The following is a 26,513-nucleotide window of genomic DNA, read 5'->3' as shown; positions in this document are numbered from 1 at the left end:
TGCGTCCGGCCCTGACCAGTTCCACCATCTGCGCCCGAAATTCTGTCGGGTACGGCGTACGAGTCTTGCCCATTTCGGCACCTCCTCTTGAAAAAGAATAGGTGTCCGTTCTTGCGGGTCAATCTCACAAGCGTGGCGCAAGCCCCGCTTGACATCCTTGCAGCCACCTACTGTTCGACGCCGACGTCGGTCAAGCGAAAGCCGACACGCTGGTGGTTTCTCGCGCCGCGGCAGGACCAATACTGCCCGAGACGGTGCTGACAGACGCCTTCTTGGCGACCGACTTCTTCGCCGCCTTCTTTGCAACTGCCTTTTTGGCTGCAGCCTTCTCCGCCTGCACCTTCTTAGCGACTGCCTCGGCCTCCTTCACTGCGCCTTTCTTGGCGACTGCCTTTTTCCTCGCCGCTTTCTTCGCAGCCGTTTTCTTGACCGAGGGCGGTGCCTTCTTGGCTGTTGCAGTCTTCGGCGCCACCGCGCCCTCGCTCGCGCCTGCGATCAAAAAGGCCGTGCGGTCCTTGGCACCAGCGAGCCATGCCGGCGCGGGGCCGCGGCCGCTCCAGGTTGCGCCGGTCTTGGGGTCACGGTATTTTGCCGGCTGAGGTCCGCGGACGTAGGCGCCAGCTTTTGCAGCCGTCTTCTTTGCGGCAGGCGCCGAGACTGCGGAGCTGCCGTCAATCAAGAACTTGCTTCGGTCCTTGGCGTTGGCAATCCACTGCGGCGGACGCGCATGACCGCTCCATGTGGCGCCAGTCTTAGGGTCTCGGTATTTTGGTGGCAGTTTTCCCTTCGCAATTGCCTTTCCAGGGACTTTGGCTGCAGCTTTTGATTTGTTTGCAGACCCGATATTGACTGCCAGGCTGCTGCTGCCGTCAATCAAGAATTTGGTTCTGTCCTTCGCATTTGCAATCCAAGCCGGCGCGCGGCCATGCCCGGTCCACGTTGCGCCCGTTTTCGGGTCCTGATATTTCGCCGCGCCCGTTGCCGGCTTGCCTGCAACCTTAACGCCCGGCTTCCGGCCACGCTTTTTGCCACCAAGGTGCGCTTCGATATCCGCAGTCGTCAGACCGTAACGCTCCATGATGTCGCGAATCTTCGCGATGACAGTTGACGATTCGTCCCTTGCAATCAATTCGGCCTGCGCCTGCAGCTTTGCGATTTTTGCCTGTAGGTTTTCGAGCGTAGACATTATTCCCCCTTTTTTGATGGTAGCCGCACTATGCCACAGCAACTCGTTGTTCGCGACGCCGACGAACAATATTATTGAGAACTGCGCCCGCTTTGTCAGTACGCAGTGCGTAGCGAAAATGATTTCTTGTAGGTACAAAGCTTGCGTGCTTACATTTGTCCATCTCAACACAGTCCAGAACGTAGCTCAGGGCAAATACTATGGATGAACGGAAACGGGAACGCATGGTTGCTTATCTGCGCCGCCGAATGAAGGAGTTCGACATTGAGCCCGACGACCTCGCATCAGCAATCGCAGAAGACCAGCTGCGGCAAAAAGAAGCTCGTCATAGAAGCGCCACAGGCGAGACATGGGACGGCAAGGGAGAGATTCCGCATTGGCTGAAAAAGGTTATGAGCGCGGGCCAGTCCCTCGAACACTTTGCCGTAAATGGGGAGACAAACCACGCGAAAAGCCCCCTTCCTAGAACCGATTGGCAAAATGACCCATTCGAGGGTAGCCCGTTGGCTACCGTCAGGCCCGCCCCCCACCACGGACGTCAGGCTGAAAGTTCGGCGCCAACGGTCTGGCTACGCTGGTCTTTAATGACATAAGGAGCTGATACATGGAAGTGAGCACCGAAACGCTTGTGGACATGCTCCAAGAAGTCGAAGCCCAGGACCCTATTGACTACGCGGACCTGCCATTCGGAGAGCAGGAGCTAAGGCGCCTCGTCATGAATTCACTCGTCGAGCGCCATCATCTGATTGAGGCGAGCCTGTCGGTCTCTGATGTCCAGGCAATGTATCTGCTCAGCACGGCCAAACTCGTTCTCGAAAATGCGGTGCTTCACGCGCGACTGCTTCTCCTTCAGGGACAGCAGGTCGACGTACAGTCACTCCTGGCTCCCTTCACCCTACGAGGTAAACGGTAGCCGCGTGGCGTTGCCTCCCGTGCGATGGGATGACGGCCGCTGTTGTCACGGATTGTCTGATAACGTGAGCGAACTTCAACCGCAGACAGTTGCAGGCACCCGAAATAGATTTTCGGCCGACCGCGCCGCCCGATGAAGCCGTCGCAGCGACGAGTCCTTCACGCGCTGCGCCCGAGGCAGGCCTAGCACGTCTTACGGTGCCGCACTGACCTGCAGCGCACCGCCTGCCCCGCCTCCTTCGCGGGGAGGCCTCGTTTTCGCCACTGACCGGCAAAACTTTCCTGGGAAGTCCCAAGGCGCCGGCTATGGCGTGGAATAGCGCGTCTTTCACCCGCTTATCCTGCCATTGACCCGGCCGTCCTGGCCGTACAGTTTCTCCGGCGAGTTCGTCCTTTCACGGGGCCGCCCTCTCGGAGTCAGCCATGAGCACGAAAGTCGATACGGGGTTCAGGTTCGTGACGCAACAGCGTCACCCCATCACCGCGCTGATGGAGGCGGTCAAAGACGGCATCGAAGAGCTGCAGCGCAGGCGCTATGTCGCAGCGTACGCGAGCATTCTCGTTTCGATGCTCGACCGGACCCAGCTGGCGCGCGAGGCCGGTCACTCACGGGGCATGGTGATGGCGAAGCCGGGCTCGTTGGTGCGGGAAGCCATTCTCAGGCGGCAGGTACGCGCCCGCGCTGCCGGCGAACGCGACCCAGCGGTAGACATCGGTGTGGTCCTCAGGTGCTGGCATTCGCAGCTGCTTGAGCGCGTCATCGGCTACGTAGCCGGTGCGTTTGGTCAGGAAATCCTGGGGTTGCTTAAAGACGCGGGTATAGCGACCGGATATGCGTTCTGGACCAGTGGCGCTCGGGATGACGAGGTTTCGCCTCAGGAGTGGTCGCAACGTCGGGCGGCGTGGCACCAGGCGCTCAATGGACAGTCGGGGGAGCGCATCGAGTTCTGCTATGACGCCGAATCGATGGACCTGTTGTGTCCGTGGTCCGAACTTGAGCCCTATGTGCCGTCGCTTGAATCCCGTGCCCGGCAGCTGGCGGAGCCTGCTCTGTTCTCGCGCTGGTATGAATCGTTGCCACCGAAGGGCGAACACGGCGAGCATATCTGGAAGCGCCACGTGCAGTTCAGGGACCTCCTGCGCGACGACCCGGCGATGCGGGCCGCGCTCGCCGCGGATATCGAGCGGCTCAAGCCAAAACTGCTGACCGGCGGTGAACTCGATGCGGCGCGCCGTCGCGAGCAGCCGGTGCTGCTGCCGGCCGGCTTCGCGTGAGGCGTCAGTCACCGCATGCTCAGTGCGCAACGCTCCTAAATTGCGTGTAGTAAGAGGCCGGACGAGTCGCCATACTATCTTGCCTCAGCATACGACGACAGGCAGAAAAGCTGGATAGCCGATTGTCGTCAGATCGAATCGCGATTCGACCGAGAACACCAGTCACACCGCGCGAATGACCGCGTCAGAATGAACGTCTTGGCTAGGGAGACGTTTCGGTGCTCGGACTGGATCACGCTCCACGTGCTGGCCGCGCAGGATCACGCAGTGTCCTGCCGATGAGAGAACGGGAGTGAATCATGGCGAAGAGGACCTTCTTACAAAGCGTCGGCGATGCGCTGGCCGGTGTTGCCGCAACCTGGCGAACCCAGCGCAGCTTTCGCATCCAGGCAGTGCTCGCGGCCGCACTACCTGTGGTATTGGCCTGGTTACGGCCGCCGCTTGTATTTTCTGCGCTATGCCTGATGATGGCCGTGCTGGTTCTCGCGGCGGAGCTCTTCAACACGGCCCTCGAAAGGCTCGCCGACCACTTGCATCCCGAGCATCATCCTGCAATCGGCGCGGCCAAAGACTGTGCTGCAGGAGCTGTGCTACTCGTCTGCGCAGGCGCCGCTCTCGTCGGAATACTGACGCTGGTTGTCGCATTTGCGGAACGGTAGCGCTTCTCCGCAGTCCTCAGGCACAACGACGGCTTTGTACGGAGCGGGAACAGTAGTTGTCGTGCGCTGCACTACGATTTGCGCGACAGCACCTCCGACTCAGGCTGCTAGCCGATGCTCGTAGTACGGCCGGTCCCTGTCATCAAGAATCGCATACCGCGCCGTGAGGTCCTTCGGGTCCGGATTCAGCCACGCATCAACATGTTCAGGCTTTATGGGTATGATGCAGCGGTCGTGGCCGGCGGCAACCACTTCCGGTGGCGGTTCATCGGTTATCGCCGCAAAGGACAGCAAGTCCGGTTCGCCCGGCGCGGACCATTTTGACCACAGGCACGCCACGAGCATTTGCCGCCCATCGAGAATTCCAGGTAAATTTCTTCGCTGCCGTGGACCTGTGCAAGGAAGCCATCCGCCATTTCAGGGAAACTGGCGGTGGACGCATCGTGAATGTGGCGAGCCGTGCCAAAAGGGACCCTCGACAGAACTCAGGTCCGCTTGCACATGGTGGCCATTCCCATTGATACAGGCAAGCAGAGACTCAGCCGCGCATTTGTCTCGGCCAAACTGGATAATCGGACGCGCGCCCTCAGTAGCAAGACGCTCGACACGTCAGGCCACCTTTGCATTACGCTCTTTTAGCGAGTGTAAAAGCGAACGCCTTCCTCGCCATATGCATGGGCCCCAAACAGTGAGCGCTTCCGACCACCAAACGAATGCCACGCCATCGGCACAGAGATTCCGACAGTCGTTTCCAGGAACGGTGGCTATGAGTCGTCGCCTTCCAGTTTCCGAAGCACTCCTGTGATGACCTTATGTGTATTCTCCAGTTCCTTTACCTGAAGGTCTTGCGCAAGGTTGTTGACCCATGGCACCTGCAGGTGCATCGCATCCTCGAATGCCTGCAACCCTTTGTCCGTCAATACGACAAGGGCCGCCCGTCGGTGGTGCGGATTGGGTTCAAAAGAAACGAGGCCCTCCGCTGCCAGTTCGTTCAAGATGCGCTGAACGTTCTGGCGGTGCGCTCCGATATCGCGTGCGAGCCACGCGACCGGCTGTGACCGCTCAGTTGCGGCGATGGTACCAAGAATCTGCCAGCGGGCACTCGTCAAGCCAACCTCGGCGACCAGACGGTCTCCCGCTGAGAGCAGTCGATTGTTGAGCCGAAACAGGTCGAGAATCATGGCGGACAAGGCCGTTCCGGCGGGTGTTCGCTTGGTTTTGCGCATCTATCACCATATCCAGAAATGTGGTTCAATGATTCCACGTTGACATCATGATGTCAATGTGGAATCATTGAACCGATATAGATTATCATCGGAAGGAGTTCTCCATGCACATCCGCCCCCTCGACCCTGCCTTTCCGATAGAACGTCAGATTGCAATCGATACCTCGCCCGTCGTCCTGGTGAACGTCTTCACGCTGGAAAAGGCTGATGAGCAGGCGTTCCTCAAAGTCTGGCAAGACGACGCAGAATTCATGAAGCGTCAGCCGGGTTTCATTTCCACCCAACTCCACCGCGCGATCGGCGAAAGTCCAACGTATCTCAATTACGCCGTCTGGGAATCTACCGCTCATTTCAGGGCTGCGTTCACACATCCCGCGTTCAGAGCGAAGGTCTCAACCTATCCGTCTTCGGCTGCTGCCAGTCCGCATCTGTTCCAGAAAGTTGCGGTGCCGGGAATCTGCGTCGCATAGGAATTGCATTGCCTATCGGAAGTGGATACTTCCGACGGGCACAGCGACAGCCTTAGCACGGCTGGCGACGAGACCCGCAGAGCAGTCAACAGTCAGACCCGCCGGGAGGAGACGACCTGAGCCGACCGCCTTCATCGCAACCACAAAAAGCCCTCGCTTCGTGCGATATCAGCCGACGAAAAGATGCCGGCAAGCTCACAGCTGCTCGCAACGCATTCGAAGCTACTGTCTTCGAACGTGAAGATGAAATGCCGCAGCGCAATCGCCGGCGAAATGTTCGGCCACCACTCGAGAACCAGGCTCGGTGCCAGGACCTCATACGCGCCGTAGGGACGCAAGCCTTTTGCATACAGGACGTGCTGAACCAACTCCTCATCGTTGGGTGGACCGAGGCTTTGGAAGACGGCGCCGTCGAATCGGACCACACAGAAAGGCTCTTCTTTCTGAACGAAACGACCGTACCGACTCAACTCGTAGGGCGCAATGCGATAGATGAGGATGACACGGCCCTCGTCAGCAATGACAAACGGGTCCGTCGACGCAGATGCCGGCATCGGCACCGTACCGAGGAGCACTGGAGTGTCACCTGCCCCTCCTATTAGCGTAGCCGTCGTCCCCGAATGCATAGCACTTACACAGCAAGACCACTTACTTAGTAATTCTAGCGAAGTGGCATAACAGCGGGTAGGTGTGCTGCCGTCGCCAGCTGCCTCGACCGTCGATGCGGGCCAGTTTCATCATACAAAGGATGGGCGCCCACTACCCTGATGCACAACTCCGGTTTCGAACGCACTCGTGAAGACAGCTTGATGTGGTACTTCACTGGTAGGCATCGGATAACACCGTTGCTTCCAGTTAACGCTGGTGCGCGGACTTCGAGAACATTTCAAGTGTGCTTCTGTCGTTAATAAGGCGGCCGATTGTAGTATTTGTGCATCCGCTGGCCCCACGCTGCATCCGCCATGGACGGCCAATTGTCGCCATCGAATGCTGGTGCGTCCTTGACTTGTTGGGCACTCATGTCGAGACGGAAACACTCATTGGCGATATCAAGAGTTAATGCGCTCCACGGAATAGCCCGGAGTGTGAGTCCCGTGCCCAGGAATTCTCCTTCGGCCAGCACCACATAGACGATTCGACCGTCGCGCATGTCCGCCATGATTTCCAAGACTCTTCCGACGTCGTTGCCGTCGACCGAAATCACTCTCACGCCTGCGAACGTCGACGTCGGCATAACCGCAGGCATCTGTCGGTCCATGTCACCGACGATTTTGCCGCGGCTTTCATCAATACGAGACCCATTCCCATGATTGAGAGGTCTCATACGTTCCCCTTGAAACGGCGATTTACCCTAGCACCATAGCAATGGTCGCGCCCGCTGGAGTGCAAGCAGCGTCTTCAGACCAAAACGAGAACCGATGTACCTATAACCATCGAGAGACGTTGACGCATCACTCGTAGGGCCGTGGACGCCTGTTGGGGCGCGCCGGCACGGGAATGAACTGACCGTCGGTTATGGGAATGCCGGTTGCTCGCATGTATTGATCGCATTGGGGGAGCGCTCTGATGAGCCGCGTGCTTTTAGTCGACGACGACGCAAATCTGCGGGAAGCTTTATTCGCGCTCCTGACAGCTGATGGACACGACGTCACGGTCGCAAACGACGGCCTCGAGGCATTGGGCGCAGCCATAAGGGACCCTCCGCAGGTCATCGTTTCCGATATTCACATGCCGGCTCTGGAAGGAACTGACCTGGTTCGCATGTTGAAAGCTATCCCGCGACTTTCCCGTGTCCCGATTATCCTGATGTCGGGCGTCGATACCGAGGCCAGCGTTCCCGTGGAGCGCATACTCAAGAAGCCATTCGACCCAACCGTGCTACTCGAATCTGTGTCTCAGGCCGCGACGCAGGTCGGCGACGCGCCCACAGTAGCCCGGTATCGCGAACCAGAGCACCATTCCGCATTGTTTTCCGGACCGGAGGTATCCGCCAGAGCTGAAGCCTGCGCGGTGCGCGTCCGTCGTGGACTGGAGCTTGTTCGCGAACAGGCAGCACGCCTTGACCTCGTCCGGAACTGGGGAATCGACGTCAGCCTCGCAGAACAGTCGTATGAGGCACTTGTCGCGAGCGTTGCCGCGCTGGTCAGCCTCGAAATGTTGGTTACAGCCGCACCCATATCGCTTCCTGCCACGTCGCACGTTGCCGGCGGACACCGCAATTCACAAGTCAGTTAGTGATGACGAAAGCGCGGTCCTGACCATTCCTCCTGGCAGTCCGCGCAACCGCTGGCTTGCGGCCGCACGCCGCGCCCGTTTTGCTGCAGGCGATGAAGATTCTGCACGGGAAGACGCACGACGTTTCAAATGTCGGCAGTCGCAACCGCTTGCGATGGACGAGGAGACGCTGTGCCGAGCAGGCGAGACCTCTCGCCGAGTGACGTGCGGGCTATTCGCCCCGCATTGCTCATATTGCACTGCCGCATCTATTTCCAATATTCCGGTCAGAATTGCCGAACTAGAATGTGATGTGAATTGGCTCTCCGACAGAGGGCGGCATGCCCAGACTGACACATACTGATGCGACAAACGACGCGCGGTGCGCGCGGGTGCTCGCCACCGGGAAGCTGGATGCGCGAGCGCGCCGCGCACCTGACTATGCGGCTGAAAATGAGGCGTTGCATACGTTGGCCAGAGCGCTCAGTGCGTCGGATGCCGTCATGCTCCAGACGCTGGTCGACATGGCTCTCGCACTTTGCGATGCGGGCAGCGCGGGTATCAGCTTGCGAGACCGCGATGCTACGCAACCTTCCCCGTTTCGTTGGGTCGCCGTATCCGGCCGGTGCGCAGCCTATGTGGGCCATATCATTCCATCCGATGACAGCCCTGCGGGTGTGGCACTCGAACTCGAGGCGCCGCAACTTTTCGCGTTCCCGAAGCGCCAGTTCGCCTGCATGGCCGATATCGAGCCGGAGATTACTGAAGAACTCGTCGTGCCGGTTCCCGGCGTACCCGAGCCGTGGGGCGCACTATGGGTGATGTCGCATGACGAAGCACATCACTTTGATAACGAACATCGCCGAGTCCTGACGAGCCTTGCGAATTTTACGTGCGCCGCACTGAGCATCAGGCAGGCGAACGCCGCTGCCGAAGCACGCGCCGTGGAAGCCGAGGCGGCACGGCGCTCGCTCGCCGCAGCGGAAGCCAACAAGGACAATTTCATCGCGATGCTGGGTCATGAATTGCGCGGTCCGCTCGCCCCGGTCGACAGCGCACTGGCGGCCGCGCAAAAGCTGGCGGCTAACAGTCCCGCCGTGCTATCCGCTCTCGCCGTTGCCAACCGGCAGGTGGGACAGCTGAAGCGCATTGTGGGCGACCTGCTGGACGCCTCGCGCATCAGGACCGGCAAGCTAGGTGTTCACCGCGCCTACGGCCTGCTCGGTGACATCATCAAGGATGCGATAGGCACAGTCCGGGAGGAAGCCGAGAAGCGCCAGCAGCGGTTATGCGCGGAACAGCCGCCGTATCCGCTGACGGTGTTTGCTGACGCCGGCCGGCTGACGCAGGTCTTCTCGAACCTCTTATGGAATGCCGTCAAATACACGCCATCCGGCGGTGAAATCACGCTCCGCGTCGAAGCCGCCGACCCCGGCACGATTCCCGAGCACGACTCAGCGCCGCGTGAAGTCGTCACCACCATTCGCGACAGCGGCATGGGTATCGCGCCAGACCTGCTGCCACACGTCTTCGACCTGTTCACGCAGGCGCCTGATGTCCGCATGCGCGCAGAAGGCGGCCTTGGCGTGGGACTGTCCGTCGTCAGGTACCTGGTGAATACGCACCAGGGCGAGATTGCTATCCACAGCGAAGGCGAAGGCAAGGGCACGGAAGTCATCGTGCGGCTACCGATTGTCTGTCGAACTCAGGTTGCGCACGCTGCATCCACCTCTCACGGGATACCACCTGCCCGCATCCTGCTTGTCGACGACATCCCCGATGCGACGGAAGCGCTGGCGACATTGCTGACGCTGGACGGTCACGAGGTGAAGCGCGCACGGAGTGGAGCGGAAGCCCTGTCTCTGGTTGAGTCCTTCACGCCGGACGTCGCACTGATTGACATCAACATGCCCGACATGGACGGTCACGAGCTTGCGCGTCTGCTGAGGCAGCGAACACAGTGCGCCTCGACCCGCCTCGTCGCGCTCACCGGATATGCTGCGACGACACCCGAACGCGGCGCGGACGAATTCGACTGCTATCTCGTGAAGCCGCCGTCGCTTGAGGACCTGGGTGAAGTGCTGCGCGGGTGACGTCGGCCTGGTCCGGTCGATACAGCCGGGCCCACAATCCATCGCTATGCGTCCTCGCATTTGACCGAGCCGGCAAAGCTCGCGGGCCAGGGTTGCCACGTAGCGGGCAACGAGAGCAGAGCCGTGACATTCATGTCTTCGTCAAGCTCGGGCCAGAAGAGTTGCTGATGGTCGAGTGAAATTGCGAAGTTGGCCCTGTCCCTGTCGCTGGCAACCTGCAGAAGTGGAAACCAGTCGAGTGGAAACCCGACAGCGCGGCCATCGGCAAAGTGCAGAAACACATTCGAACTCTCAAAGTGCACATCAATCGCTTCGGCATGCATGGCTGCCTCCCGACACAGAAGGGAAAATCACAGGCGACATTGGGCAGAACGGCGATTGCCGCCTTTCCGGGCGTCTCGTGAAGCCGCTCCCGCGCGGACCGACGTTGCCGACGACTTGCTTCCCGCCCAGTGCGCCTTGACGCAACAACGCGTGGCGCGCGATGCTCGCCGGCTACCACAGGGAGGGCCCGGCAATAGACCTGTGCACGACGGGGGAGACGGCGGCTACCCACATCACCGCGCGAACGTCAACAGACGTTGGTCGGCCTTAACCACTTAACTAATCACGGCACTGTGCCCTTGATGCGTTCATCTACCCCATCTGCACTTCTCATTCCGTCTCGTGCAGCGCTGAGCAGGGCAAACCAGGCCGACGCAAGCACGAATCTTTTGCCATTAGCGCAAAAAGTACAGGCCCACGCTGTGGACGCGTTTCTCGGCAGCGCCCACCATACGCGAACGCACGCCCGGGAACCGAAGTTGCAGGAAGCATTCATCGCGGTTCGGAAGGACTTGCATGACTCGCATACTACTGGTGGACGACGATGCCAACTTGCGGGAAGCGCTCAGAGCTGTGCTCGACGCTTCAGGCCACGAAGTAGTCGTTGCGCCGAACGGACGCGAAGCCTTGCGCCTCGCGCGTGACAGCCATCCGCAGGTCATCGTTTCTGACGTGACAATGCCGCTGATGGACGGCATCGAAATGACCCGTCGAATCAGGACGATACCCGCATCTGAGCCGGTTCCAGTGGTGCTCATGTCTGCGCGTGCGGCCGTTCCGGCAGTCCCTGTCGCGGCCATGCTGCGAAAGCCGTTTGCCCCGTCTGAACTGCTCGCGGTGCTCGATGGGCTCGCCGCACCTTCCGTTGCAAGCGCACAGTATGCGTCGAACAGTCCTCCGTCGACGGAGAGCGCCGAAGGACAATGGGGCGGACTGCCGTTCGCAATTCCCGGCGAACACGAGCACACGCGGACCGCATCGGCGCGCGAACGCCGCATCCAGCGAGGCGTCGAACTGGTCCGGGCTCAGGAGAGGCGCTTGCAAAGGCTTCACAGCAGCAGCGTTAATCCGGAACTCGCGGAGAACTGTATGACTGCCTGTGCGTCAGCGTCGCAACGCTCGTCGAACTGGACCGCGCATCTCATTCACGAACGTCACCGCGCATCTAGCGCACTCGGTGCGTGGTGCGGTCGCAGGGAGCTTTCGGTATTCGCGAGGCACGTGTACCCAGTTGGCAGCGCGGTCGACATCACTGGACAGAGGTCCCTTTTCGGAGAAACGCAGGCCGTCGCGTGAACGGCTACAGCTTCGACTTTATGCTGTCGATAGCCGCTGCAATTGTCGCGCGATATTCAATCATCGCCTGGAGCGTATTCTGCATTTCGGCGAGCAGCTTTTCGGCCAGCCCCGTATTGTGCCCGTCTCTCTCAAGCGCCTGCAGCAATTCGAACTGGCGGCGGATTCGAGAGCGCGCAGCCGAAATGGCATCGTCGGCCTGCCGGAGGTCGCGCATTTCGTCGTCCAGATTCATTTGCGCCCTCCTGACGCCGAATGTCAGTAGTTTATGCGACAGCCAACGTTCCGGTTTCCGGGGACTGGGTCGACGCGACGGGAGACTCCCAAGTCGTGCTTGCCGCATCGGCACGGCGTGCTGTGGCCGTGCGGCCGCATTGACGGCATCAAGGATGCAGAAACATGTCACCGATGGACACCTGTGGGTTTCTTGAATCACTCGGCGACGAAGCACGCGCCCTCGCGTTGAAGCACTTCCGGACCAGGTTTGACGTCGCAACGAAGTCCGACGAGACTCCAGTCACAGTAGCGGACCGCGAGATTGAACGACGACTGCGCGAACTCATCCTGTCGCGGTATCCATCGCACAACCTCGTAGGAGAAGAGGAAGGCGGAGAGATTGGAGACGGCATCACCTGGGTGATTGACCCCATCGACGGCACGAAGAGCTTCGTAGCCGGTCTCCCGCTGTTCGGGACGCTCGTAGCGGTGCTGGAAAACCGACTTCCTGCTTACGGCATGATTGAAGCCCCGGCACTGCATGAGCGCTGGATAGGGTACGGCAATCACACCGCCCTCAACGGTGTGCCTTGCAAAGTCAGTCCGTGTACACAAGTGCGCGACGCGCGGCTTTGCACGACGGACCCACAGATTTTCGTTGGCGAGGCGTCAGAAGCCTTTTCAATTCTGTCGCGCTCGGTCCGAATTTCACGGTTCGGAACCGACTGCTACGGTTATGCCCTGTTAGCCTCCGGCCACGTTGACCTCGTTGCGGAAACCGACCTGGAAATTTACGATGTAGCCGCGCTAATACCTGTCGTTCGCGGTGCGGGCGGCGTTGTGACGACATGGTCTGGTCATCTGGTTAACGAAAGTTTCGATGGCACGGTCATCGCGGCCGCGACATCAGAACTACACGCCGAAGCGCTTCGAGTCCTTGGACAAGCGTAGCCGAAACCTCGCTGCATGAGCCAACAGCCACGACGACATCTGCGCCCGGTATCCGACGAATCCTGCTGTGACTGTTTAAGTTTCACCCTCACGTGCCGTTAGACATGCACACGGCAGTAACTGCGTCATAGTCATCACCGACAACGGTGTCCCGAAGGCGGTACTGCAAGACGTGCGCTCGTGCGAGTATCTTCGTCGTGCAGTAAGGCTTCTCGAGAAACTTGTCTCTGAACACGCTGATGCCTCGGCGCTGAATCGCGCCGAAATCGATTCGGTCCTCGGACAATTGCGCACAGTCAATTGATAAGCGTCTGCGCGGCTTGTTTCTGTTTGTCCATTGACACCACGTTTATCAAGCGATGTTCGTCGTGAAATCGGCAAAACCCTCGCGTCGAGCGGAGTGACCTTGGGGAACGCATGTCAGGTTGATAGGCGACGGTGTGCTATCACCGATAAGCGTACAAAGCGCGACATGCTGTTGGGGCGCCTGGCTCGCAGGCTTTTCTGCGGCCACCTTCCTGACCGCAAGCCCGCTTCAGTCCTCCTGTGAAAACGGTGAGCCGCCAGTGTTCTCCTCAAACCATTGAAACGCTTCTTCGGCGCTGATGAAACTGACGCGCTCGCGCATCGCCTTGAGCGTTTTGACTTGCTCCTTGATGTCGGGACGCGGACTGCCGTACGCATTGAGTACTGCTTTTCCCGCAAATACCCGCTCCATTCTTACACTTTCCAGTTCAAGCGTGACCTTGAAGAATCCTCGCGAAGTAGTGTTGTTTGCCAGGCTGTCGTCTGCGACGATGACCTGGACAGATGTATCCGAGTCGGCAGGTTCACCCCAAAGCGTCGCAGTATCGGTCAGCTCTGTGCCGATAAGTTCGCCAGCACGGGCATAGCCGTCCTGCACGCTGGTGACGGTTTTGTAAATCGGGTCGATGAGGAACGATACGTCCACAGCGTCTATCCGCGAGGTCAGGGGCTATGCGGTCCATAATACACACTGACAGCGTATGCGGAAGTTCGCCGACCGGCTGGCTGTCGGCTCAGTCCTCGAGCGCCACCAGCTAGTCCAATAGGACCTGAACGTCGATGACGTTCACGCCACGTATCTGCTGACCACGGCCAGGCGCCTGCTTGAAAGCACCTTCCCGCGCGCTTACATCAAAGGCGCGAGTATCATCGACCGTGAACGCGAAGGACGGAGATGCCGATGGACGACCGGTTCGACAGACGCGAGCTGCTGCTTCACCTCGGGGACATGCTAGAAGCATCGAGCTGTTTGGCCAAGACAAGCCGACCGGATGCACCGGTGGCGCGGCTTGCAAGGTCGCAGGAATCGCTGCAGGAGTTCGAGTTCCTCCGGGCGCTGGACCCGAGAATGACGGTGGCCGAGTTCGGTGCACGCGTCGCCAGCGCATTCTTCCTGTGGCCAAAGGAACTGCTCGAGGCGGAGCTCAACCGCAACGCGCTTGCGTCGACCGTTCAGCATGACCTTTTTGGCGGCAACCCTGACGGCTGGAAGGCATATGTCGCCCATATGCAGAAGAAGGTAAGCTGGTTCGGGACCGGGCTTCCCGCGATGAAAAGCGGTGCTTCGAGCGAACTGGCGCACGCTGCCGCGAGCGACGCAAGCCCGTTGGAAGCGTCGGTCGAGTCGGAACCGCCCACTGAGTGGGATGGGCCCGACGAGAAGAAGGGCTGGCCTTGGCCACAACCCGGCTCGACGTCCTGATTCGCTGCAGAGCCATATGGGGGACGTACGACCGATGTCGGGCCTACTGCGCGTAATCATCCAGCGGCCTGGACAGCGAGGTTCCGCTGCGTTTCCGCGTTTTCGCAAGGCTCAAGGGGAAGCCTGTAGTAGTATTGGACTGGACCTGACGGCGCACGGCCATGCAGCCAGGCACATGTCCCGAACATTTCGCCTGTGCTGCTTCACCCTGCCACCGAACGCTGTGAGCCACGACGCGACTACGGCGCGATGCCCTTTTCCTCAATACCTGGTCCGAAGACTGGCAACAGTTGTGACCCGAATCATTAGTCGATACATGCGGCCTGATAGATCCCCAGTTTCCAGATTCATCGTGCAACCTTCATCCGTGCATGGGCAGGGTGTCTTTGCGAATCAGAATATCGGTCGAGCAGAGCTGATTTCGGAGTACAAGGGCACACGCGTCTCCTGGGGCTCTGGTGTAAATTTCAATGGCGAGCGAGAAACGGCGTATTCGCCGCCACCTCATCGAGCGGAAAGGACTGTCTTCCAAATAGCGGGCGCACTGGTATCTTCGAGGCGCAGGTTCGTGAGATCGAATTGAGCTTTGCGAATGCAATGCATCAACTCGATGCCCGAGATCGTGACGGCCGCGTTTCTGAAGCATTTGAAGCCGAGCATCGCGTTGATCCTGGACTTGATGTTGCGATGATCTTGCTCGATCAGATTGTTCAAGTATTTGGACGATCGCAACGTCGTGTCTTCGGGCAAGATCTCATCGGCCCTCATTTCGCGCACCGCGCGGTGGGACGCCGCGTAGCCGTCCAGCGTGATCGTTGCGGGAGCGCGGCCCTGACTTCTGATCGCCTTCGCGAAGAACGCCTTTGCCCCAGCCACATCCCGCCTGGCGCTGAGTCGAAAATCGACCGTTTTTCCCGCCCGGTCAACTGCGCGGTAAAGATAGAACCATTTGCCACGGATCTTCACATAGGTCTCGTCGACTCGCCACGACTGACCGGCTTTCAAGGCCCGGCGATTCCAGCGTGTGACGAACTCCGGCGTGAAGCGCTGGACCCAGCGCATGATCGTCGTGTGCGCCATCGACAGACCGCGCTCGGCCATCATTTCAGCGAGGTCTCGAAAGCTGAGCTTGTAACGCAGGTACCAGCGGACACAAAGGACAATAACTTCGCGATCGAAGTGGCGCCCGTTAAACAATCCGTCAATGTCTTTCAGCTTACGCATTGGCTCGTGCTCGTCAAAAAACCGAGCGTAACAGACCAGCACATCCGAATTGCACCACAACCAAGTTGATCAGGAGCCTGGCGTGCGCCACAACAACGACCACGCTTTGCTTTTCAGCAGAATTCATTTTCTCCCTCCGATGTTCTTGATCACCTGATGCGGCAACCCAGTGCCGACTTCCGACCTATAGTGACAAGTGGGTATCCCATACAGCGCGACACGCGCACGGCAATGGTGGCCTCCACTTCCACTCCAGATGTCATCCGCATCTTTCCGACTTTCGTATGGCAGCGCCGCCTCGAGCCCGCGTGTTACGAGCCCTTGGATCGGGATCTGATGGCATACGTGGACGTCCTGATCCGGAGCGGCGATGGCGCCCGTAGCGGCGCTGCGTGGCAATCCGAACACCAGCAGCATGGAAAGCCCGAGCTCGCTGCGCTGATTGCGCTGATCGAACAGGCAGCCCGCGACGTACTCATCTTTCTCAAAGTAGCCGATGCCCCATTTCGCATCACCGGATGCTGGATCAATGTGCTCGCGCCAGGCGGGTCACACGCGATGCACAGTCATCCGAACAACTTCCTGAGCGGCGTCTACTACCTGCGCTCGCAAACGGGCGCGGACACGATCAATTTTCATGATCCCCGCCCGCAGACGGCGATTATTCGTCCGCCCGTCACTGAGCTAACAGCATACAACACGGATCAGGTGGTCTTGCCGGTCAGCGAAGGCACGTTGTTAATATTCCCGGCCTGGCTACCGCATTCGGTCTCGGCAAATACGAGCGCGCAGGCTCGCGTGAGCATCAGCTTCAACATCATGTTCGCCGACTATGACGAGATCATGAGCCCCCCGCTCTGGGGGTTGCCATGACCCGGGTCGCGCGCAACTCGCCCGGCCGTTGCGCCGTCCCGGGTACATCCTGTCGCCAGGCCGTCTGCGGACGTGAAATCCCTTCCGCCCGTCATGGGCGGGCGTCGCATAAGGCCGTCGACCCGTCGCGTATTACCGGCGGGCAAACGACGAGCGAGACCCACGATCTCAGACTTTAACGGCAGGGGACCTTACTATAATGAAGAGGCACAGGAACGCGCACCGCCGACTAGTGGCCCTCAGCTTCAGCGTGAGGGCCGTACCTGATCGTGGAGCAATTTTGCACGGAGGTATTCCATGGCAACCTACGTCATCCTCAGCCGCCTCGCTCCTGACGCGTTCAAGGATCCCAAGGAACTCAAACAGATCGCCGACTCCGTGGCCGAGAAGATCAAAGCTGAATGCCCCGCCGTCATCTGGAAAGACAGCTATCTGACACTCGGGCGATTCGACGTCGTGGACATTGTCGAGTCGAACGATCTCAAACAGCTTGAGCTCGCGGCGTTGATCATCCGGGGTTATGGTCATGCCGCAACTGAGACCATGCAAGCGACCGTGTGGAAGGATTTCATCGGGGCGCTGTAGCCTCGCTGTTCATCTCTCTCCGTAGTGTGCCCGGACTTGCGCGCTCACCGGGTACTTCATGACAAGGCGCTCTGACGCCCCACGGTGTTTCGGTCGAACTGGCTCGCCTTTGAAACGCAGTGCAAGAAGCGCCCCTAGCACGTGACATGCAGAATCGCGTTGGTTCGGCTTGTCTGCTCCTTGAGTCTGGCGATAGCCTCCTCCGTCGGCACGATAACCAGTTCGACTTTCCGGCGCTCGGCCTCCTGCTTTACCTCCTCCATAACCGGCAGAGCCCCGGTGCCGGTGCCGATCACGAGGCACTGGCAATTCCACGGGATGGCCTCAGCCGTAGATACCGGGGTATGGCCGAACGCTTCGCGAAACGCCTTGGATGGTTTCTTCTTGCGCTTGCGAACCTGCCCGCGATCGATCACCACGTCATGCTCGTAAGTGACGCCATCTATGCGGATGGAACCGAAGGAAAACGCGTCGAAGTGCATACCCGCCTCCACTTGTCCAATCGCCGCCGCCGTCACCAGAATGGCCGCGGTACGGTACAAATAACCGGCTATTGAGAAAAACCAGCGCCCGTCGTTCATTGCGCGCGCACGCAGGAACGGCAAAGGGTCGTGTCGTCGACGGAACTTCCATTGCAGAATAGCTGTTCGTGGAACTGCTCGAAGCGGCGAGTATATGTGCCCCGCCCAGTGGGCCCGGGCTCTGGTTCGACTCGATCACAAACTACGTCACCTGACCGAACGACTCACCCGCATGGAAACGCTCCAGAGGGTTATGCCCATTCGCCTCAAAACGCATCAAAAATGGAATCGATATCACGGTAACAGAGTCGCAAGCTACAGGCATTGGACCTCTTGCCATCAGCATGTCGCCTGGGTGCCGCTATGCGCAGTGCGATACCGCAATCGTGAATGCGACTCTCAACATACCGTTCAACGACTGCGTCGCACATCGTGATGGCGGGCACGCTTCTTCGCAAGGTGCCGTGATAGACCAATTCAATTGGTTTCCCGACCGTCCTTGTCCTGCAATGGAATCTTCGTCGTTTGCAGCTCCTGCATCTGTCGACGTTCGTAGAGCACCTTTCGCAGCCCAGCGCGGAGGACGTTGTACTGGCCAATCGCCGCTGACACCAAAATACCTGCGGTGCCGGTGTCGAAAATGCAGCCGCCCCGGGAGCTTCTATACGACGCGCTTCATCACCTGGTCACCGTTGCCGAACATGCTGGGCGTTGGGCATACATCTTCAGGAGGCGAACATGACTGATTTTCAGGGACAACTTGCTACAGCCCAGCAAGCGAATCTTGACTTCTTCTTCGGCCTGGCCGGCAGCATGCTGGAGGGCGAGGAAAAGCTCATGAGACTTAATATGGATACGGCGAAAACAACGCTTGCCGATTGGTATAACCGCGTGCACGACGGGCTGGAGAAAAAGGAGAGCCAGGAAGTTACTGGTCTGCAAGACGCTCTGGCGCTGCACTCGGCGGAGAAGGTGCTGACGTACGAACGTCAGGTTGCCGAGATTGCGTCCTCCACGCAAACGCAGCTGGCAGAGGTCGTCAATGCCAGGTACCAGGAGGCCAGCCGCCAGGTTCAGTCGTTGGTCGAGAATCTCGCGCAAAACGCCCCGGTCGGCTCGGAAGCCGCAATCGCATTTCTGAAACAAGCTATCACCCTGGCCGACACCACTCAGGAAAGCGTGCAAAAGGCAACGAAGCAGGCAGTCGAAGTCGTGCAAAGTAACCTGGAAGCCGCAACGGAAGCCGCATCGGAGGCGACCGAAGCGGCTGGGGAGGAAGTCGAGAAAGCGGCAAAAGCAGCGAAGTCGACGAAGCAATAATTTGAAGGAACGCAGCACCCGCGTGGTCGTACAGCGCGGCGAGCTAACGCGTTTGGCCGCGCGGCGATGTGACCGCCGCGTGGACAAGTCCAACTGTCGTTATGCACTGGTCGTTCTTTGTGGCGCACGCCGTATTCGCCACTTCGGCTTCTGCTATTCGGTACGGTTGCTGAGGCCGCAAAACGTCGTGAACGCGCCGGCAGCGCCGAAGATGTGTTCTGCCTCATCCTCATGAGCATGGTCGACTTCGAGTCCATAGCCGTGTCACGATGGTCAGCGTGCCGTCGAAGTTTCGATACGCACCTTGGCCTTGTCGCCTTCGTGAACCCGTCTGACCATATCGGCCCTTCGCCTTGAAAGCCATCGGCCTTTCTACGGTGGCAGGGGTCAACTGCGCGGAGTCGAAATACTCCCCAAATCGTTGCACTTAACGCCAGGTGCAGCGGAGCCGCGTCCCACGCCGCCGTCGCTCACCGTCCATGCGGCTTTACTGATACGGCCTCCCTACATGTCGAACGACTGCAGAATCGCGCCAGCTTTGACCGCTACGTTACGGCGTTGCCTCCGATTTGCTACGAATCCGGAAAAACTTTTCCACAGGAAGCACCGCGACAACTCCGTCACCGACTGCGCCGACATGAGCGATGTCCATGATTGTCGTGACCAGCGCATCCACGTCTTCCGCACGCGCAAAGATTTCGATTTTCGTGTGCTCGGTCGTCCAGTCATTCGCGAACAGGTTCGGATGTGTGCCAAACCCTCGCACATGAGTTGCGGTGATGCCACGCACGTGAATGGCTGCGAGCTTTCGCTCCAGCACTTCAATCACATCAGGCCTAACGATGGCGACAACGCATTTCAGTTCCATATCTGTCTCCCCTCAAATGCAACGCGGCGCGCGAAAGAATTGGGCAGCAGATGGAGCGGTGCCAGGTTCAAATGCGGCTTGGGCTGCCGGGCGCTTACGACGTGGTCAACTGCAGGCAGTCTGCTTTTTGGCGCACTGCCTGTGACTTATATTCTCGCGCTTCTCAGCCGCAGAGCGCTTCCAATGACCGATACGTCAGCGCCATTGCCGCACTCGCGATAATCTGACTCCACAGGATGCGGAGCCACGGATAAGGCACGCCAGCGGCAACCGGTACACCGATGGCGCTGCAGGCGAACCCGAAAAACAGGTTGTGCCGGATGTTCTTCGTTGTTGCCACGCAGAGCCAGCGGGCCCGCCTGATACCACGGAGGTCACCCTTCACGAACACGACGCGCGCGCTATTCGCGGCGTTCGCGTTGTCTCGGGCAGTAGTACGATATTCGTTCGTCTTCACGCCACGCGCGATGCTTCGCTAGGCGCCGGCGTGACCTTCAGTATAAGGAGGAGCCATGCGCGTATTGATAGTCGGCGCAACGGGACTGCTCGGCAAGGAAGTTGTGCGACTGCTTTCCCCCGAACATCAGGTCATTAGTGCCAGCCGCAACGGACCTGACCTGTCCGTGGACCTCACAGATAAGGCATCTATCGTCTCGATGTACCAGCAGCTCGGAACTGTCGATGCCGTGATTTGCGTTGCCGGTGCGGCGAAATTCGCACCGCTCGAATCGCTGACGGATGACGACTTTGCGTTCAGCCTGGCCAACAAGCTGATGGGACAGGTCAATCTCGTCCGATGCTCGGTTGGTCACGTTACCCAAGGAGGGTCCTTGACGCTTACCAGCGGCATTCTCTCCTTGCATCCTGTCACAGGGAGTGCCGTCGTAGGCATCGTGAATGCAGGCGTCGAAGCGTTCGTGCGGTCAGCAGCGCTCGAACTGAAGGGCAAGGCACGGGTCAATGTCGTCAGCCCAGGCTGGGTTTCAGAAACGCTTGCCGCAATGGGACAAGCCTATTCGGCAGGTATTCCCGCTGCGGTGGTGGCCCGGGCGTACAAGCGAAGTCTGGTCGAGGACGTCACGGGACAGGTCATTCCAGTCAAGAAGTCGTGAAAGCAGCGCCGCAGTCGCTAATGCAGTGCTGTCGCAGCAAAAGCGTTCGACTTCAGTCCTGGTGTTTTGACTCATGGCAGCGCCACGTTTCGTATCTAACCGCATGCAAGGCCAAGTATTGAGGAGACGACCATGAACCTCGTCGGCAAGACACTGTTCATGTCAGGAGGCAGTCGCGGTATTGGACTTGCGATTGCACTCCGGGCAGCACGTGACGGCGCGAACATTGTGATTGCAGCGAAGACGGCCAACCCGGACCAGCGGCTCGAGGGCACGGTACATACGGCGGCGGCGGCCGTGGAAGCAGCTGGAGGAAAGGCGCTTGCGCTGGTGGTCGACATTCGCGATGAGGAACGCGTAAAGGGCGCGGTTGCCCGGGCCGTTGAAGTGTTCGGCGGCATCGACATACTCGTGAACAATGCCAGCGCCATCCGGCTGACGGGAACACTGGATACGCCCGTCAAGCGGTACGACTTGATGCATGGGGTGAACGGCAGAGGCACGTTTGTCTGTGCCCAGGCCTGCCTGCCTCACCTGCTCAATTCGGCGAATCCACACATTCTTACGCTGTCGCCACCGCTGGTCAGCGATGCAAAGTGGTTCAAGGATTTCCCGCCATACACCATCGCCAAGTACACGATGAGCCTGTTCACACTGGCGCTAGCTGGCGAGTTCAGGGACCGTGGCGTCGCCGTAAATTCGCTGTGGCCAAGAACCGCAATTGCGACGGCCGCCGTGCGAAACGAGATTGGCGGCGCCGATATGATTACCGCGTGTCGCAAGCCGGAGATAGTCGCCGACGCCGCCCATTACATACTGACCCGTCCATCCAGGGAGTGCTCGGGAAACTTCTTTCTCGATGACGAAGTGCTCCTGGCAGCTGGTGTGCGGGACTTTTCACAATACGACGTCCAGGCTGGCGCGGCATTGCAGGCAGATTTCTTCGTTGAGGCGTTGCCGGGCATGCTATCGGCAGACAATATGATAAAGCCTGCGAAGCCCTCGTGAAATTCGCTCGGCACACGGCAACCGCCAGACGACGTGGAGTATCGCTTGAGCACCAATAACGCGTAGGAGGCAGCGGTTCACTTCTCCAGAAGACGGTCCTGTCCTCGACGGTCGTGGGTCGCACCCCACGAAATGGTCGACAAAGGCGATGAGTGTCGCTTGGAGAGGTCCTGCCCAACCGGCGCTGCAGCCTCATCTACAGTAAAGCGGACGACCGCTGTTTTGTCGTCGTGCAGGACATCGGTAACTGGGCTGTCGTAACTGTTCTGCCACTCTGGATGTGGAAAAACGGCGATTTGTCGGAAAGCTCGCCTCAGGTAGACGAAGCTAGAAGGTTGGCGCTCGAACCTCGCTCACGCCAGCCAAAACGACAAAATCTCAGGCATCGGTCGCGACAGCTAACGAGCCTCTTCAGGCGTAGACGATAAGTCCGCAGGGCTCTCGGCGGACCGTTCTTTCTGCGACATCAGGTGCGCTGAAGTTCAGTGGACAACCTGGTGGGTATGCCACCACGCCATTAAGCTTGCCACGAATGCACCCCAGCACGCACCAAGGACCAGCATTATGAACGGAATGGCGGCGCACATCGTGTCGAACGAGAGTGCGCGCAGTACATGCGGCAATGCGTATTGGTCAATGGTCGTAAGGAACAACGCGACGAGTCCAATAGACACAGCCGTGCGCCCGTGCATGAAGGCACGGGCAGGCCGCGAACGGTAGCAGACGAGGAATGCGAAAACGTAGGCGACGGCGGCAGGAGCAACCAGCAAGAGCGAAAAGAGCGCGTCGTGGTGGACTGCAAAACCCATCAACGCCCCGTGCACATTGTCCAACGCTGCTTCCAACATTCTGATTTGCCTTCGTGCTACGTTCTCGCCCGAGCCCGTTTCACTCGGGCGCCGTCATCGACCTGACCCGCCTGACAATCGAAAACACAAGTCTGACATCGACAACTCGCGGCCATCACATGACGCTCCGCGATGTCAAAAACTGCTCGCTTATCGAAATTTCGACAATTTGGGCATGTACCACCTCTGAAACCAGGTCCGATTTTCACAACTGCTTTAGGAAGGGGCGTTTCGAACGATATCGATGGATGTCACGCCCACGCAAAAAACATCGGGTCCGGCTCGAGGGTTACGCGAAACAAGGATGACGCACGCGGGCCGTCCAGGCCTCGATACTCGACCTGCCCGAGGGGGCCGACGATGATGACTTCCTGCGCACCGCCGTTGAGGTACGCGTCAGCCTTGCGCTCAACGTGGTCGACGTCATTGTCATCGGCGAGCACCTCGATGCACAGTTCGGGAACGAAAGGTAACGGAGCGCCCGAATCGATTTCGGGCCACTTCTCCTCGGGCATCCACACGACGTCGACAATGCGGATGCCAAACGAGCGCGTGGTTACTGGTTGACGCATCGCCACGCGAGGCCCCAACTGCGAGGCAAGCTGGCAGAACATGTCGGTGACGAGAAGTTGATGCCATGGACACACCAGTCGATGGTCAATGACTTGTCCGAGCGGGTCGACTTCGTACTCGACCCGTCCGTCGCTGGCCGCGTGAGCAGCCAGGTTTTGCCATACTGCCAGCAGCCTGTCCTGCCCCCGGAGATTTTGAGTTCTCATGGTGCTCTCAGCGAAAGAGTCAATGCCAAGTGTATACCCTCGCGGAAGCGTGGGTCCAGGTCGGCCGCCTGAATAATGCGGGACACTCCGATGCGACTCGCCTTACAAGAAGACCCCGGGCGAATGACGACGCGCCCCTCGATTGACAGGTTTCTAGCCGATTGTACGTGCGTGCCCTGGCGTGACGAGGAAAGTGACATTTTTCCGGTAATGAACAGGGGCGAACGTGTCCAGCAAGCCGCAGCAATTTTGTGAGGTTGTAGCTCGCGCACCGCCGCGACTCCAACTGCCAACCCCCCCTGCTCCACAACCGCCCGCCATAGACAACTGTAACGTTGGTTCGTCGCGTGAAGTGGCATCAGATACACATCGACACACCCATTGACTTCGACGCGTTCAACTCTAGAATGAGGCTTCGCCGCACCGCAACAAAAACGCACGAATCCTGACCGTATGACATACGAAAATTTGCTCCAAGGCAATCAGGCGCTTGTCATCGTCATGATGTTGGCCCTTCTTGCCGCGTCCATTGTCAGCCGGCGAAGCTGTGTTCGGGGCCGTTCCCGGACGGTCACGAAAGCAGCGCAAGTCGAGGCGGCCCGCACCGCTGCATTGCTGGCACGCTTGCGGTTCGTGCGCGGTCCCGGTCGCTCGCACAGAGGCGTTAAATTTTGGCATGAACTCCTCGCGGACCTGGAGCATGCGAATCGTGAGGACGCCCTTTCCTGGGAGGTGGTCCTGGCGGTGACGGAAGCGGTGCAAGCGGAGACTTGTCGCACGGCAAAACTTCGTCCAGTGATTATTCTCAGGCCCGACTCGGGCTTGATAGCGCGTGCAAGCATGCGATTTTCTCCGCGCTCGACACCCCGGCGGCAAAAATTATCACGGTGGCGTGGTCGACGAGCGCGCGAGGTGCGAATGGCCATCCCTTCGTCAGCTACTCCGTCAAAAAATTGGCGCAAGGAGGAGCCGCCAACACGTCGGCCGTTCCTCCGCTTAGTTCAGAATAGCGGGCAACGAATCCTGAGCGATTGGCAGCGCGTACGTCGGCTCTATGTGAAGCCGACTGACAAAGGGCAACAGCAGTCGCTGCTCGATTGACCCGGGTAGCACGACAAACATTGGATGCATACTATGATGGCCGTTTCGATAGAGGTGCTGTTTGACGACACAACCCTTGCTGTCGAACTGAGCGACGGTCGCGCGTTACGCGCTCCATTGGCATGGTTCCGGCGCCTGGTTGCAGCATTGCCCGCTCGACGTCAGCGAGTGCGCATCTCAAGCTCGCGCAAAGCTCCGCATTGGGACGAGCTTGACGAGGACGCTGGAGTCTGCCATCCGTCGGTAACGTGGTCGACGCACGGCTTCTGATGCGCTACGCAACCTATTCGCAGCGCGCCCGCGCGCTTTTCATTGATTCGATATGGTGGACGTTCATCCTCCTGTTCATCCCCCTCGGACCTTCGACCGAAGACATCCTGATGGCACCGGAGGCTTTTGCCTCGTCCGCCATTCTCTGGCTTATGGTTGGCCAGTGCATCCCGATATTGGTCACTGGCGTAATGTGGGCCGTTTGGGGAACGTCACCGGGAAAGCGCGCGGTGCGCCTTCGAATCGTGGATGCGGATACCGGGCAGCCGATGACCGTGACGCAAGCTATGTTGCGCACTCTCGGCTATTTGCTCACTTTTTCAACATTCGGCGCTGGGTTTTTGTGGGTGCTGTCCAATCCGAGGAAGCAAGCTCTACATGACCGCGTGGCCAACACGGTGGTGATTGATATTGCAGCGATGGTCAGCAATTTACCGACAAAGAAATGAGAGAGGGTTCCGCAGCTCAGGTGCGTTCGACACTGCTTGAGGTAGCGGCGCGTTGCGTCGGTGACGCGAGAATTCGAACAACCTCCACGGCTGGCCGGCGCAAGACTCGTGGGCAACGAAGCATGACTACAATGTCGCCGATAACGCCGTCTCCTGTGGACACGCATTGTCGGTTTGCGATACCGCGGTCCACCGCACGGAGTGGCCTCTTCACGCTGCGTGTCTGCGTGCCGTGCCCGACGTCGGTTCTCGACCCTTGCCGGAATGCTAACGTTCAGTCACTGATAAGCCCGGTGATGTCGACGCTCGACGCGGGCACGTGCAGTCGACGGGCCACGGCTTGCCTTGCGCGCTCAGTCAGGCTGTCGCCCGGTTCGGGCTCAGTCACGCGCGCGATGAACTCCACCTGGCCGGAACTGCGCTGCGAGTTCTTACTCACCGTATAGCTGGCCCTCACCCAGATTCTCTCAATCGCCATCGTGCCTTCTCCCACCCAGGCTTGCGCGCCAGGTCGGCGCGGTGCCCGTGACAGTGACAGGACGGCGGACGGGGAGCACGCTCAGTTTAGCGCCGTGCTGCGGGCATCAGGCGCACATGAAACGCCCATCTGGGAGATGGGCTCGGCAGACCTGATACTTCAGACAAAGCCGTGCGGCAAACAGCACCGGCGGCTCACGCCAGCGGGGCATCGAGTGCGCGGCCCGTCAACAGTCTGGGCTTGAATCGCTCGTTTTCCGCGGCGAGCGATGCCTGCATCGAGGCGTCGTCGCGCAGAAGCGCACGGAACTGCTCGTGATGCTGCCAGATGTGCTCGCTACCGGTGCCCTTTTGCGGCAGACCCTCGTACCCTCACAGGAACAACACCGGCTCGGCCAGTTAGACAGCGTCAAGCAGCACGGCCGGTCAGCGACAACTATTTTGGCCGGTCAACGGGTGTAGTTGTCGATGGCTAATTCATAGTTGTCGCGCCTCCATCGTAATTGTCGTCGGGTAATTGTCGCCGG

31 protein-coding genes and 2 pseudogenes are annotated in these 26,513 nt (G+C 59.3%); 18 read left to right on the top strand and 15 right to left on the bottom strand.

Annotated features, from left to right (window positions below; translation table 11 throughout):
- Nucleotides 1-190: 190 nt before the first annotated feature.
- Nucleotides 191-1,186 carry an H-NS family nucleoid-associated regulatory protein gene (locus VSR68_RS41560; protein WP_342945225.1) on the bottom strand — a complete coding sequence of 332 codons (996 nt, stop codon included), beginning with the start codon at nt 1,184-1,186 and terminating at the stop codon, nt 191-193.
- A 200-nt stretch (nt 1,187-1,386) separates the two neighbouring features.
- Here VSR68_RS41560 and VSR68_RS41555 point away from each other — a divergent pair, with 200 nt between their 5' ends.
- The 4 genes from VSR68_RS41555 (at nt 1,387) to VSR68_RS41540 (ending at nt 4,032) form a co-directional block, all read left to right on the top strand.
- Nucleotides 1,387-1,779 carry an H-NS family nucleoid-associated regulatory protein gene (locus VSR68_RS41555; RefSeq protein WP_342945224.1) on the top strand — a complete coding sequence of 131 codons (393 nt, stop codon included), beginning with the start codon at nt 1,387-1,389 and terminating at the stop codon, nt 1,777-1,779.
- An 11-nt stretch (nt 1,780-1,790) separates the two neighbouring features.
- On the top strand, nt 1,791-2,099 hold the full coding sequence (locus VSR68_RS41550) for a hypothetical protein (RefSeq protein ID WP_342945223.1): 309 nt from the start codon (nt 1,791-1,793) through the stop codon (nt 2,097-2,099).
- 422 nt (nt 2,100-2,521) lie between these two features.
- A complete protein-coding gene (locus VSR68_RS41545) occupies nt 2,522-3,373 on the top strand; it encodes a hypothetical protein (RefSeq protein WP_342945222.1) in 852 nt (283 codons plus the stop codon).
- A 299-nt stretch (nt 3,374-3,672) separates the two neighbouring features.
- Nucleotides 3,673-4,032, top strand: coding sequence for a diacylglycerol kinase (locus VSR68_RS41540; RefSeq protein ID WP_342945221.1), 360 nt, complete (start codon nt 3,673-3,675; stop codon nt 4,030-4,032).
- A gap of 99 nt (nt 4,033-4,131) precedes the next feature.
- Here the strand turns inward: VSR68_RS41540 and VSR68_RS41535 are convergent.
- A pseudogene (locus tag VSR68_RS41535) lies at nt 4,132-4,383 on the bottom strand (SOS response-associated peptidase family protein); the annotation flags it as partial.
- Between VSR68_RS41535 and VSR68_RS43005 the strand changes: the two are divergent.
- The gene (locus VSR68_RS43005; protein WP_428983712.1) at nt 4,290-4,553 is read left to right on the top strand and encodes an SDR family NAD(P)-dependent oxidoreductase; all 264 of its coding nucleotides are present in this window, start codon (nt 4,290-4,292) and stop codon (nt 4,551-4,553) included. The pseudogene VSR68_RS41535 and the gene VSR68_RS43005 overlap by 94 nt on opposite strands.
- Nucleotides 4,554-4,796: 243 nt before the next feature.
- On the opposite strand, the gene VSR68_RS41530 is transcribed toward VSR68_RS43005, so the two are convergent.
- Nucleotides 4,797-5,258 carry a MarR family winged helix-turn-helix transcriptional regulator gene (locus tag VSR68_RS41530; RefSeq protein ID WP_342945220.1) on the bottom strand — a complete coding sequence of 154 codons (462 nt, stop codon included), beginning with the start codon at nt 5,256-5,258 and terminating at the stop codon, nt 4,797-4,799.
- A 104-nt stretch (nt 5,259-5,362) separates the two neighbouring features.
- On the opposite strand from VSR68_RS41530, the gene VSR68_RS41525 reads away from it, so the two are divergent.
- Nucleotides 5,363-5,728: an antibiotic biosynthesis monooxygenase family protein gene (locus tag VSR68_RS41525; protein WP_342945219.1), complete on the top strand. Its 366-nt coding sequence runs from the start codon at nt 5,363-5,365 to the stop codon at nt 5,726-5,728.
- Nucleotides 5,729-5,859: 131 nt separating this feature from the next.
- Here the strand turns inward: VSR68_RS41525 and VSR68_RS41520 are convergent, their stop codons facing one another.
- Together VSR68_RS41520 and VSR68_RS41515 are read right to left on the bottom strand one after the other, a co-directional pair.
- A complete protein-coding gene (locus VSR68_RS41520) occupies nt 5,860-6,303 on the bottom strand; it encodes a hypothetical protein (RefSeq protein ID WP_342945218.1) in 444 nt (147 codons plus the stop codon).
- 329 nt (nt 6,304-6,632) lie between these two features.
- Entirely contained in the window at nt 6,633-7,052 is a 420-nt protein-coding gene (locus VSR68_RS41515; protein WP_342945217.1) for a PRC-barrel domain-containing protein, read from the bottom strand.
- 242 nt (nt 7,053-7,294) lie between these two features.
- Between VSR68_RS41515 and VSR68_RS41510 the strand changes: the two genes are divergently transcribed.
- Together VSR68_RS41510 and VSR68_RS41505 are read left to right on the top strand one after the other, a co-directional pair.
- On the top strand, nt 7,295-7,963 hold the full coding sequence (locus tag VSR68_RS41510; RefSeq protein ID WP_342945216.1) for a response regulator: 669 nt from the start codon (nt 7,295-7,297) through the stop codon (nt 7,961-7,963).
- 320 nt (nt 7,964-8,283) lie between these two features.
- Nucleotides 8,284-10,035, top strand: a complete 1,752-nt coding sequence (locus VSR68_RS41505) for a hybrid sensor histidine kinase/response regulator (RefSeq protein ID WP_342945215.1) — start codon at nt 8,284-8,286, stop codon at nt 10,033-10,035.
- A 44-nt stretch (nt 10,036-10,079) separates the two neighbouring features.
- Here VSR68_RS41505 and VSR68_RS41500 read toward each other — a convergent pair whose 3' ends face one another.
- A complete protein-coding gene (locus VSR68_RS41500) occupies nt 10,080-10,358 on the bottom strand; it encodes a DUF2442 domain-containing protein (protein WP_342945214.1) in 279 nt (92 codons plus the stop codon).
- A gap of 517 nt (nt 10,359-10,875) precedes the next feature.
- On the opposite strand from VSR68_RS41500, the gene VSR68_RS43000 reads away from it, so the two are divergent.
- A complete protein-coding gene (locus VSR68_RS43000; RefSeq protein ID WP_428983710.1) occupies nt 10,876-11,655 on the top strand; it encodes a response regulator in 780 nt (259 codons plus the stop codon).
- Between the two features lie 4 nt (nt 11,656-11,659).
- Here VSR68_RS43000 and VSR68_RS41495 read toward each other — a convergent pair whose 3' ends face one another.
- Nucleotides 11,660-11,890 carry a hypothetical protein gene (locus tag VSR68_RS41495; protein WP_342945213.1) on the bottom strand — a complete coding sequence of 77 codons (231 nt, stop codon included), beginning with the start codon at nt 11,888-11,890 and terminating at the stop codon, nt 11,660-11,662.
- Nucleotides 11,891-12,054: 164 nt separating this feature from the next.
- Here VSR68_RS41495 and VSR68_RS41490 point away from each other — a divergent pair, with 164 nt between their 5' ends.
- Nucleotides 12,055-12,822: an inositol monophosphatase family protein gene (locus VSR68_RS41490; protein ID WP_342945212.1), complete on the top strand. Its 768-nt coding sequence runs from the start codon at nt 12,055-12,057 to the stop codon at nt 12,820-12,822.
- A gap of 535 nt (nt 12,823-13,357) precedes the next feature.
- Here the strand turns inward: VSR68_RS41490 and VSR68_RS41485 are convergent.
- Nucleotides 13,358-13,774 carry a hypothetical protein gene (locus VSR68_RS41485; RefSeq protein ID WP_342945211.1) on the bottom strand — a complete coding sequence of 139 codons (417 nt, stop codon included), beginning with the start codon at nt 13,772-13,774 and terminating at the stop codon, nt 13,358-13,360.
- A gap of 255 nt (nt 13,775-14,029) precedes the next feature.
- Here VSR68_RS41485 and VSR68_RS41480 point away from each other — a divergent pair, with 255 nt between their 5' ends.
- Nucleotides 14,030-14,551, top strand: coding sequence for a hypothetical protein (locus VSR68_RS41480; RefSeq protein WP_342945210.1), 522 nt, complete (start codon nt 14,030-14,032; stop codon nt 14,549-14,551).
- Nucleotides 14,552-15,055: 504 nt separating this feature from the next.
- Here VSR68_RS41480 and VSR68_RS41475 read toward each other — a convergent pair.
- The gene (locus VSR68_RS41475; protein ID WP_342945209.1) at nt 15,056-15,775 is read right to left on the bottom strand and encodes an IS6 family transposase; all 720 of its coding nucleotides are present in this window, start codon (nt 15,773-15,775) and stop codon (nt 15,056-15,058) included.
- A gap of 231 nt (nt 15,776-16,006) precedes the next feature.
- Between VSR68_RS41475 and VSR68_RS41470 the strand changes: the two genes are divergently transcribed.
- Nucleotides 16,007-16,648, top strand: a complete 642-nt coding sequence (locus VSR68_RS41470; RefSeq protein WP_342945208.1) for a 2OG-Fe(II) oxygenase family protein — start codon at nt 16,007-16,009, stop codon at nt 16,646-16,648.
- A gap of 297 nt (nt 16,649-16,945) precedes the next feature.
- The gene (locus VSR68_RS41465; protein WP_087732701.1) at nt 16,946-17,233 is read left to right on the top strand and encodes a GYD domain-containing protein; all 288 of its coding nucleotides are present in this window, start codon (nt 16,946-16,948) and stop codon (nt 17,231-17,233) included.
- Between the two features lie 134 nt (nt 17,234-17,367).
- Here the strand turns inward: VSR68_RS41465 and VSR68_RS41460 are convergent, their stop codons facing one another.
- Nucleotides 17,368-17,814 carry an MTH938/NDUFAF3 family protein gene (locus tag VSR68_RS41460; protein WP_342945207.1) on the bottom strand — a complete coding sequence of 149 codons (447 nt, stop codon included), beginning with the start codon at nt 17,812-17,814 and terminating at the stop codon, nt 17,368-17,370.
- A 678-nt stretch (nt 17,815-18,492) separates the two neighbouring features.
- On the opposite strand from VSR68_RS41460, the gene VSR68_RS41455 reads away from it, so the two are divergent.
- Nucleotides 18,493-19,074 carry a phasin family protein gene (locus VSR68_RS41455; RefSeq protein WP_342945206.1) on the top strand — a complete coding sequence of 194 codons (582 nt, stop codon included), beginning with the start codon at nt 18,493-18,495 and terminating at the stop codon, nt 19,072-19,074.
- 550 nt (nt 19,075-19,624) lie between these two features.
- Here the strand turns inward: VSR68_RS41455 and VSR68_RS41450 are convergent.
- Nucleotides 19,625-19,942, bottom strand: a complete 318-nt coding sequence (locus VSR68_RS41450; protein WP_342945205.1) for a P-II family nitrogen regulator — start codon at nt 19,940-19,942, stop codon at nt 19,625-19,627.
- A 146-nt stretch (nt 19,943-20,088) separates the two neighbouring features.
- Nucleotides 20,089-20,354 (bottom strand): annotated as a pseudogene (locus tag VSR68_RS41445) (copper-transporting ATPase); the annotation flags it as partial.
- A 100-nt stretch (nt 20,355-20,454) separates the two neighbouring features.
- On the opposite strand from VSR68_RS41445, the gene VSR68_RS41440 reads away from it, so the two are divergent.
- A complete protein-coding gene (locus VSR68_RS41440) occupies nt 20,455-21,054 on the top strand; it encodes a short chain dehydrogenase (RefSeq protein ID WP_342945204.1) in 600 nt (199 codons plus the stop codon).
- Nucleotides 21,055-21,186: 132 nt separating this feature from the next.
- Entirely contained in the window at nt 21,187-22,062 is an 876-nt protein-coding gene (locus VSR68_RS41435) for an NAD(P)-dependent oxidoreductase (RefSeq protein ID WP_342945203.1), read from the top strand.
- Nucleotides 22,063-22,544: 482 nt separating this feature from the next.
- Here VSR68_RS41435 and VSR68_RS41430 read toward each other — a convergent pair whose 3' ends face one another.
- Entirely contained in the window at nt 22,545-22,910 is a 366-nt protein-coding gene (locus VSR68_RS41430) for a hypothetical protein (protein WP_342945202.1), read from the bottom strand.
- Between the two features lie 251 nt (nt 22,911-23,161).
- Entirely contained in the window at nt 23,162-23,689 is a 528-nt protein-coding gene (locus VSR68_RS41425) for a Uma2 family endonuclease (protein WP_342945201.1), read from the bottom strand.
- 1,125 nt (nt 23,690-24,814) lie between these two features.
- Here VSR68_RS41425 and VSR68_RS42995 point away from each other — a divergent pair.
- Nucleotides 24,815-25,060: a DUF2442 domain-containing protein gene (locus VSR68_RS42995; protein WP_428983707.1), complete on the top strand. Its 246-nt coding sequence runs from the start codon at nt 24,815-24,817 to the stop codon at nt 25,058-25,060.
- The gene (locus VSR68_RS41420) at nt 25,060-25,509 is read left to right on the top strand and encodes an RDD family protein (protein ID WP_342945200.1); all 450 of its coding nucleotides are present in this window, start codon (nt 25,060-25,062) and stop codon (nt 25,507-25,509) included. The genes VSR68_RS42995 and VSR68_RS41420 overlap by 1 nt, the downstream gene beginning before the upstream one ends.
- Nucleotides 25,510-25,783: 274 nt before the next feature.
- Here the strand turns inward: VSR68_RS41420 and VSR68_RS41415 are convergent, their stop codons facing one another.
- Nucleotides 25,784-25,987 carry a hypothetical protein gene (locus VSR68_RS41415; RefSeq protein WP_342945199.1) on the bottom strand — a complete coding sequence of 68 codons (204 nt, stop codon included), beginning with the start codon at nt 25,985-25,987 and terminating at the stop codon, nt 25,784-25,786.
- Between the last annotated feature and the right edge of the window lie 526 nt (nt 25,988-26,513).

This window comes from Paraburkholderia phymatum, from assembly GCF_038900715.1.
Lineage (GTDB): Bacteria > Pseudomonadota > Gammaproteobacteria > Burkholderiales > Burkholderiaceae > Paraburkholderia > Paraburkholderia phymatum_A.
Note: the sequence above shows the minus strand (reverse complement) of the source record. Positions and strands in the feature narration are given on the sequence as shown.

Bases quoted from the DNA above. Each gene is read 5' to 3' on its own strand.
- VSR68_RS41560 (WP_342945225.1), bottom strand. From the start codon at position 1,186: ATGTCTACGCTCGAAAACCTACAGGCAAAAATCGCAAAGCTGCAGGCG.
- VSR68_RS41555 (WP_342945224.1), top strand. From the start codon at position 1,387: ATGGATGAACGGAAACGGGAACGCATGGTTGCTTATCTGCGCCGCCGA.
- VSR68_RS41550 (WP_342945223.1), top strand. From the start codon at position 1,791: ATGGAAGTGAGCACCGAAACGCTTGTGGACATGCTCCAAGAAGTCGAA.
- VSR68_RS41545 (WP_342945222.1), top strand. From the start codon at position 2,522: ATGAGCACGAAAGTCGATACGGGGTTCAGGTTCGTGACGCAACAGCGT.
- VSR68_RS41540 (WP_342945221.1), top strand. From the start codon at position 3,673: ATGGCGAAGAGGACCTTCTTACAAAGCGTCGGCGATGCGCTGGCCGGT.
- VSR68_RS41530 (WP_342945220.1), bottom strand. From the start codon at position 5,258: ATGCGCAAAACCAAGCGAACACCCGCCGGAACGGCCTTGTCCGCCATG.
- VSR68_RS41525 (WP_342945219.1), top strand. From the start codon at position 5,363: ATGCACATCCGCCCCCTCGACCCTGCCTTTCCGATAGAACGTCAGATT.
- VSR68_RS41515 (WP_342945217.1), bottom strand. From the start codon at position 7,052: ATGAGACCTCTCAATCATGGGAATGGGTCTCGTATTGATGAAAGCCGC.
- VSR68_RS41510 (WP_342945216.1), top strand. From the start codon at position 7,295: ATGAGCCGCGTGCTTTTAGTCGACGACGACGCAAATCTGCGGGAAGCT.
- VSR68_RS41505 (WP_342945215.1), top strand. From the start codon at position 8,284: ATGCCCAGACTGACACATACTGATGCGACAAACGACGCGCGGTGCGCG.
- VSR68_RS41500 (WP_342945214.1), bottom strand. From the start codon at position 10,358: ATGCATGCCGAAGCGATTGATGTGCACTTTGAGAGTTCGAATGTGTTT.
- VSR68_RS43000 (WP_428983710.1), top strand. From the start codon at position 10,876: ATGACTCGCATACTACTGGTGGACGACGATGCCAACTTGCGGGAAGCG.
- VSR68_RS41495 (WP_342945213.1), bottom strand. From the start codon at position 11,890: ATGAATCTGGACGACGAAATGCGCGACCTCCGGCAGGCCGACGATGCC.
- VSR68_RS41490 (WP_342945212.1), top strand. From the start codon at position 12,055: ATGTCACCGATGGACACCTGTGGGTTTCTTGAATCACTCGGCGACGAA.
- VSR68_RS41480 (WP_342945210.1), top strand. From the start codon at position 14,030: ATGGACGACCGGTTCGACAGACGCGAGCTGCTGCTTCACCTCGGGGAC.
- VSR68_RS41475 (WP_342945209.1), bottom strand. From the start codon at position 15,775: ATGCGTAAGCTGAAAGACATTGACGGATTGTTTAACGGGCGCCACTTC.
- VSR68_RS41470 (WP_342945208.1), top strand. From the start codon at position 16,007: ATGGTGGCCTCCACTTCCACTCCAGATGTCATCCGCATCTTTCCGACT.
- VSR68_RS41465 (WP_087732701.1), top strand. From the start codon at position 16,946: ATGGCAACCTACGTCATCCTCAGCCGCCTCGCTCCTGACGCGTTCAAG.
- VSR68_RS41460 (WP_342945207.1), bottom strand. From the start codon at position 17,814: ATGAACGACGGGCGCTGGTTTTTCTCAATAGCCGGTTATTTGTACCGT.
- VSR68_RS41455 (WP_342945206.1), top strand. From the start codon at position 18,493: ATGACTGATTTTCAGGGACAACTTGCTACAGCCCAGCAAGCGAATCTT.
- VSR68_RS41450 (WP_342945205.1), bottom strand. From the start codon at position 19,942: ATGGAACTGAAATGCGTTGTCGCCATCGTTAGGCCTGATGTGATTGAA.
- VSR68_RS41440 (WP_342945204.1), top strand. From the start codon at position 20,455: ATGCGCGTATTGATAGTCGGCGCAACGGGACTGCTCGGCAAGGAAGTT.
- VSR68_RS41435 (WP_342945203.1), top strand. From the start codon at position 21,187: ATGAACCTCGTCGGCAAGACACTGTTCATGTCAGGAGGCAGTCGCGGT.
- VSR68_RS41430 (WP_342945202.1), bottom strand. From the start codon at position 22,910: ATGTTGGAAGCAGCGTTGGACAATGTGCACGGGGCGTTGATGGGTTTT.
- VSR68_RS41425 (WP_342945201.1), bottom strand. From the start codon at position 23,689: ATGAGAACTCAAAATCTCCGGGGGCAGGACAGGCTGCTGGCAGTATGG.
- VSR68_RS42995 (WP_428983707.1), top strand. From the start codon at position 24,815: ATGCATACTATGATGGCCGTTTCGATAGAGGTGCTGTTTGACGACACA.
- VSR68_RS41420 (WP_342945200.1), top strand. From the start codon at position 25,060: ATGCGCTACGCAACCTATTCGCAGCGCGCCCGCGCGCTTTTCATTGAT.
- VSR68_RS41415 (WP_342945199.1), bottom strand. From the start codon at position 25,987: ATGGCGATTGAGAGAATCTGGGTGAGGGCCAGCTATACGGTGAGTAAG.